This is a genomic window from Micromonospora sp. MH33, from assembly GCF_003013775.1.
In the GTDB taxonomy this organism is placed as follows: domain Bacteria; phylum Actinomycetota; class Actinomycetes; order Mycobacteriales; family Micromonosporaceae; genus Micromonospora; species Micromonospora fulviviridis.
On the sequence record NZ_MUYZ01000067.1, the window covers coordinates 20,566 to 26,602 of the forward strand.

Consider the following 6,037-nt stretch of genomic DNA (forward strand, 5'->3'; position numbering starts at 1 on the left):
GCATCACCCATCACCCGACCGTACCGGGCGCGGTGCGGCGCGCGGGAGGTGCCGGGGGAGTCAGAAGACCTCCATGGGGGCCGGGGCGCGGTGCCAGCCGAAGGCCGGGGCCGTCGCCGCCACCGTCCCCGGGACCAGCTCCCGGACCCGGCCGGCGGCGGCGAGCGCGGCCAGTCCGGCGCCGCCCAGGTAGAGCTCGCCGAGGGCGCGGACGTCGCAGGCCAGCCCGGCCGGCGCCGTGGTGGCCGTGCACTCCGCCCCGGACGGGCCGCCGACCAGCCGCCACCGGCCGCCGTTCTCCGGCAGCAGGTCGTCGGTGACCTCCAGGACCACGTCGACGTCGGTGGCGTACCGGCGGGCGGCCAGCGCGGCCGGCACGTCCACGACGCGTACCCAGAGGGCGTCGGCGAGCTGGGCGCCGAGCTGCCGCGGCTCGTCCACGAGCCGGAACAGCGGCTCGTCCACGGCGGCGATCGGGAAGGACACCCGGCGGGTCAGGTCGATCGAGAGCAGCAGCCGCCACAGCGCCAGGTACGCCTCCGGCCGGGCGGCCACCACCTCGCCCACCTGGACCTCGGCCCGCGGCCCGGTGCCGGCCCACTCCTCCTTCGTCCGGTAGAGCGCGTACCCGTCGAGGCCGTCCGGTCCCTCGTGCAGCAGCACCCGGCGCTCGGTGGCGCCGCCCCGCAGCCCCTTCACGTCGGCGAGGACGTAGTCCCACCAGCGCTCGTTCCGGCCCGACCAGCCGGGGCGGTCGGCACGCACCCGCTCGTACAGCCGCGCCAGCTCGGCCCGGTGCGGCGCCGGCCGGGCCAGGCGGAGGGTGCCCTCGGCGGGCGTGGGGTCCGGCAGGCGCAGCCCGTGGGTGTCGCCGGCCAGCACGAGCCGCTGCGCGGCCAGGCCGTAGCCGAACCGGGGATAGATCCGGCCCTCGCTGGCCCAGAGGACCGCGAGCGGCTCCCGGCCGGCGTCGCGGACCTCGCGGAGCTGCCGGCGCATCAGCCCGGTGAGCAGCCCGCGCCGGCGGTGCGTCGGGGCGACCGAGACCATGGTCACGTGCGCGGCCGGCACGCTGGCCCCGGGCACGGCCAGGTCGCGGCTGAACGCCGCGGCGTGCGCGACGGCGGTCCCGCCGTCGCGGACCAGCAGCGACCGGTCCGGTTCGAAGACGCCGCGCTCGACCTCCAGCAGTTCGGGGTCGACGCCGCCGTGGAAGGCAAGCGCCAGCAGGGCGGCGATCTCGTTGTAGTCCTCGGCCCGGGGCACCAACGCGTCAATCATCGGATGTGTCTAACCCATCACCTTCGGGGTCGGCACCCTATTTGCCGGCTCGCTACCCTCGGAACCGTGGTCGGCGTCGGTCGAGGGGGAGGACACGAAATGGCGGACCAGACACAGCCGTGGGCTGAGCGGACGGTCGAGGTGCCGCCGCAGCCCGGCGTGGTGCCCCCGCAGCGGGACGCGTTCCGGCGCGGGGTGGCGGCGGTCGGCCAGCCGCGTACGCCCCGGACCGAGCAGTTCCCCGCCGTCGACCCCGGCGACTGGACGGGCGAGTCGTCGCCCCGCCGACCGATGAGCTGGCACCTCGCCCAGCTCCGCCGGGGCGGGGAGTGGAGCGCGGCCGGCGCCCTGTTCGCCTTCGTCTGCTGGGGCATCTGGGCGATCTCCGGCCGGGGCGACCTGGCCGCCCCGCTGCTCACCTTCGTCCTCAGCCTGCTCACCGCCGCCGGCCTGTTCGCCCTCGCCCGCCTGCTCGGCCGGCTGGTCCTGGAGCGGCAGCTCGGCCGGGTGCGGCGCAGCGCCCGCGGGGCGCACCTGGTGACCGCGCTCTTCCTGGCCGGTGTGGGGGTGGCCTACCTCCAGCAGACCGAGTGGGTGGTCTCCGCCTGGAACTGGGTGACCGGCAACTGAACACCGTGGCCGCGGGCGGGACGGCCCCCCGCCGCCCGCCCGCGCGCCCGGTCGCGGAACGCCGCGACGCCGGTCGTCACTCCACCAGGACGGCGCTCGCATTACCCGGCTGGACGCGGTTCATCCGTCGCCCGGTGGGCTGAGCGGTCACCGCCCCTCGGCGTCGGCCTTCGGGGAGGCCACCCGCGCCGCCGGGTCCTCGACGCCCGGCTCGCCGCCGCCGGGGGCCACCATCCCGTCGTAGTTGTAGACGACGCCCCCCTCGCCGTGCTGCTGCGTGGTCCGGATGTAGCGGTGGATCATGCCGTCGATCTCGATCTCCAACAGGGCCTGGTCACCCGCGTCCTGGCTGTTGCCGTCCCGGGGACCGCCCACCAGGTACGCCTTCGTGTTCGTCGCCATGCGCCAGCCGTACCCCCGGCGGGTGGCCCGGAAACGGCGACCGCCCACCGCCGCGGCCGGGCCGTTCACCGAGCCGGGGCGCGCTTCCGGCGCACCGACCCCGGCCGGCCGTCGTGCCGGCCCGGGGACGCGACCAGCATGACGGTATGGGCGCGTATCGATCAGCGTACGAGCGGAGCATCGCCGACCCGGTCGGCTTCTGGCGGGAGGCCGCCGCGGACCTCGACTGGCACCGGGCACCGGAGCGGATCCTCGACGACAGCGCCGCGCCGCTGTACCGCTGGTTCCCCGACGGGGAGCTGAACACCTGCCACAACGCGCTCGACCGGCACGTGGCCGCCGGCCGGGGCGACCAGCCGGCGTTGATCCACGACAGCCCGGTCACCGGCGCGGTCCGTACCCTCAGCTACGCCGAACTGCTCGCCGAGACCGCCCGGTTCGCCGGTGCGCTGCGCCGGCTCGGCGTCGGCCCGGGCGACCGGGTGCTGCTCTACCTGGCCATGGTGCCGGAGGCGGTCATCGCCATGCTGGCCTGCGCCCGGGTCGGCGCGGTGCACTCGGTGGTCTTCGGCGGCTTCGCCGCCCACGAGCTGGCCGTCCGCCTCGACGACGCGCGGCCGACCGTGGTGGTCGCCACCTCCTGCGGCATCGAGGTGGACCGGGTGGTGCCCTACCACCCGATCCTCGCCGCCGCGCTGGACGAGGCGACGCACGCCCCGGCGCACTGCGTGATCGTGCAGCGCCCCCAGGAGCCCGCCCCGCTGGTCGCCGGCCGCGACCTGACCTGGGACGAGGTGATGGCCGACGCCGAGCCGGTGGGGTGCGTGCCGGTCGCCGCCACCGACCCGCTCTACATCCTCTACACCTCCGGCACCACCGGCCGCCCCAAGGGAGTTGTCCGGGACAACGGCGGGCACGCCGTGGCGCTGCGCTGGTCGATGCGGAACGTCTACGGCATCGAGCCGGGCGACGTCTTCTGGGCCGCCTCCGACGTGGGCTGGGTGGTCGGCCACTCCTACATCGTGTACGCGCCGTTGCTCACCGGCGCGACCACGGTGCTCTACGAGGGCAAGCCGGTCGGCACCCCGGACGCCGGGGCGTTCTGGCGGGTGGCCGCCCAGCACCGGGTGGCCGCCCTGTTCACCGCCCCCACCGCGATCCGGGCGATCCGCCGGCAGGACCCGGACGGCGCGCTCGTGGCCGGACACGACCTGAGCAGCCTGCGCACCCTCTTCCTGGCCGGCGAGCGGCTGGACCCGGACACCTGGGCGTGGGCGGGGGAGCGGCTCGGCGTACCCGTGGTGGACAACTGGTGGCAGACGGAGACCGGCTGGCCGGTGGCGGCCAACCCGCGCGGCCTGGAGCCGCTGCCGATCAAGCCCGGCTCCCCGTCGGTGCCCGTACCCGGCTACGACATCCGGGTGGTCGACGGCGGCGGCCGGGAGGTGCCGCCGGGCACCGACGGCTCGATCGTGATCCGGCTGCCCCTGCCGCCCGGCTGCCTGCCCACCCTCTGGGGCGACGACGAGCGCTATGTCCGCTCCTACCTCGCCACCTTCCCCGGCTACTACCTGACTGGCGACGGCGGCCGGTTCGACGACGACGGCTACCTCTACGTGATGGGCCGCACCGACGACGTGATCAACGTGGCCGGGCACCGCCTCTCCACCGGGGCAATGGAGGAGGTGCTGGCGGCGCACCCAGCGGTCGCCGAGTGCGCGGTGATCGGCGTGGCGGACGCGCTCAAGGGCCAGGTGCCCAGCGGGTACGTCGTGCTCAAGGCCGGCGCCGAGGCGGACCCGGACGCGCTCGCCGGTGAGCTGGTCGCCCTGGTCCGGCAGCGGATCGGGCCGGTGGCCGCGTTCCGCCGGGTGACCGTGGTGCCGGCGCTGCCCAAGACCCGCTCCGGCAAGATCCTCCGCCGGACCATGCGCGGGCTGGTCGAGGGGCGGGACGAGCCGGTGCCGCCGACCATCGACGACCCGGCGGCGCTGACCGTCTTCCGCGACCTCGGCGCTACTCCCTGACGAAGCGGTGGAGCACGAAGTCCTCCTCGGAGCCGCACACGATGACCTGCGTGTTCCACGAGCAGGAGTCGCCCCGGACGTCCTTCAGCTCGCCGAGCGGGACCACCTTGCCCGACCCGGCACCCACCCCGGCCACGCTGCGGTCGTCCACCCCGCTGCCCAGCGGGTCGGCGAAGAGCAGCAGGTTGCCGGCGTCGACCCGGACGGCCACCCCGTCCTCGTCGTCGAGCACCTTCGTCCCGTCCGGCGCGAAGAGGGTCGCCGCCGGCTCGGGGTAGATCCGCCGGGCCAGCACCCGCTCACCGACCGGCACCAGCTGGGTCATCCCCGGCGCCGCCCACCGCTTGACGCCCTTGCCCTCCCGCGCGGCCACCACGGCGGCGGTCTTGTCGTCGGAGTTGGTCACCTCCAGCAGGCAGGCCCGGTGCTCCCCGCACGGCGCCAGCGCCTTCGCCCGCCGGTTGTCGTCCTCGGCGGTGTAGAGCACGCTGGGCTGTGCCTGCTTCCCCAGGTCGTACGCGAGCAGCCGCCCGTCGTCGCCCGCCACGTAGAGCCGGTCCTCGTGGGCGGCGACGAGGTCGTCCGGCTCGGCCACCGCCTTCCAGCGACGGGCCTCATGGCCGGAGTCGAGGTCGATCAGCCGGACCGACTTGTCCGCGCTCACCTGCACGAGTTGCTCGATCGGGCCCTGCTCGGGATCGCGGGGCGAACCGTCGCCGTACCCGGGGCCGGAGACCGCCGGGTCGGTGGTCACCGGGTGCACACTGTCGCGCGTGCTGCCGTACTGGTCGGTCAGGTCGGGCAGCGACCACTTCTCGTCGCCGTTGCTCAGCTTGAGTCCGACCAGCCGCTTCCGCTCGTGGTCGGTGACCGCCACCACGTCCCTGCCGACGAACATCTCGTCGTCCCCCTGCACGGTGTGCCGCCAGCGCGGCCCGCCGTGCCCGCCGTCGAGCACCTCGAGCTGGCGCGGGGTGCTGCTGCCCGCGGCGTCCGCGAGCAGCGCCACCGCGCCGGGCAGCGCCACCACGCCGGCCCACTGGTCAGCCGTGGTGGCGCTCTCCTTGCGCCACAGCTCCTTGCCGGTGCCCGCATCGACGGCCACCACCGCCAGCCGGTCGTCCTCGCGCGGATAGGCCAGGTAGGCCCGGTCGCCCGCGACCGCCGTGAACATCTCCACGGGCCGTTCCCCGCCCGCCGCGACGCGGACGGGCTTGCCGAACGCCTCGAAGTCCAGCTCCGGGTGGCGGTCCCGGGTCAGGTAGAGGACGGTCGCGGTGGCCACCCCGGCCAGGGCCGCCACCGCGCCGACCGAGATCCACAGGGCCCGTCGTCGCCGGCCACCGCCGGTCGGCGCGGCCGGCGACCCGGGCGTCCCGTTCCCGGGTACGCCGGGCCACCCCGGCCACGCGCCCGGCTGGTGCGGGATTCCGGGAGCCTGCGGGGGTACGCCGGCCACCGGCGAGCCGTGTTGCGGCAGGGCGGGTGCCGGCGTACCCGGGGCGGGTGAGTGCGGGGCCACGGCCGTGCCGTTGGGCCCGGCGGCGAGCGGCGTGCCGTGGGGGCCGGGAGCGACCCACGGGCCGTTGGGCCCGGCGAGCGCTGCGCCGGGCGCGGCCGGCCGCGGCGGCCCGCCGGCGACGGTTGTGCCGTCCGGGGCCGGCGCGGCGGCGGGATCGGCGGCCAGCTCGACCTCG

Annotated in this window: 5 protein-coding genes; 2 read left to right on the forward strand and 3 right to left on the reverse strand. The window is 76.1% G+C overall.

Translation table 11 applies throughout. The features are described 5' to 3' along the window. Window positions 1-60: 60 nt before the first annotated feature. A complete protein-coding gene (locus tag B0E53_RS13470) occupies window positions 61-1,281 on the reverse strand; it encodes a GNAT family N-acetyltransferase (RefSeq protein ID WP_107076380.1) in 1,221 nt (406 codons plus the stop codon). A gap of 99 nt (window positions 1,282-1,380) precedes the next feature. Between B0E53_RS13470 and B0E53_RS13475 the strand changes: the two genes are divergently transcribed. Beyond that, window positions 1,381-1,911 carry a hypothetical protein gene (locus B0E53_RS13475; protein WP_107076381.1) on the forward strand — a complete coding sequence of 177 codons (531 nt, stop codon included), beginning with the start codon at window positions 1,381-1,383 and terminating at the stop codon, window positions 1,909-1,911. 147 nt (window positions 1,912-2,058) lie between these two features. Here B0E53_RS13475 and B0E53_RS13480 read toward each other — a convergent pair whose 3' ends face one another. Beyond that, entirely contained in the window at window positions 2,059-2,313 is a 255-nt protein-coding gene (locus B0E53_RS13480) for a hypothetical protein (protein WP_146167664.1), read from the reverse strand. A 146-nt stretch (window positions 2,314-2,459) separates the two neighbouring features. On the opposite strand from B0E53_RS13480, the gene B0E53_RS13485 reads away from it, so the two are divergent. Further along, window positions 2,460-4,340, forward strand: a complete 1,881-nt coding sequence (locus B0E53_RS13485) for a propionyl-CoA synthetase (protein ID WP_107076383.1) — start codon at window positions 2,460-2,462, stop codon at window positions 4,338-4,340. Here the strand turns inward: B0E53_RS13485 and B0E53_RS13490 are convergent. After that, window positions 4,330-6,037 (reverse strand): PQQ-binding-like beta-propeller repeat protein (locus B0E53_RS13490; protein ID WP_146167665.1); only part of this gene is annotated, 1,708 nt, incomplete at its 5' end. The genes B0E53_RS13485 and B0E53_RS13490 overlap by 11 nt on opposite strands.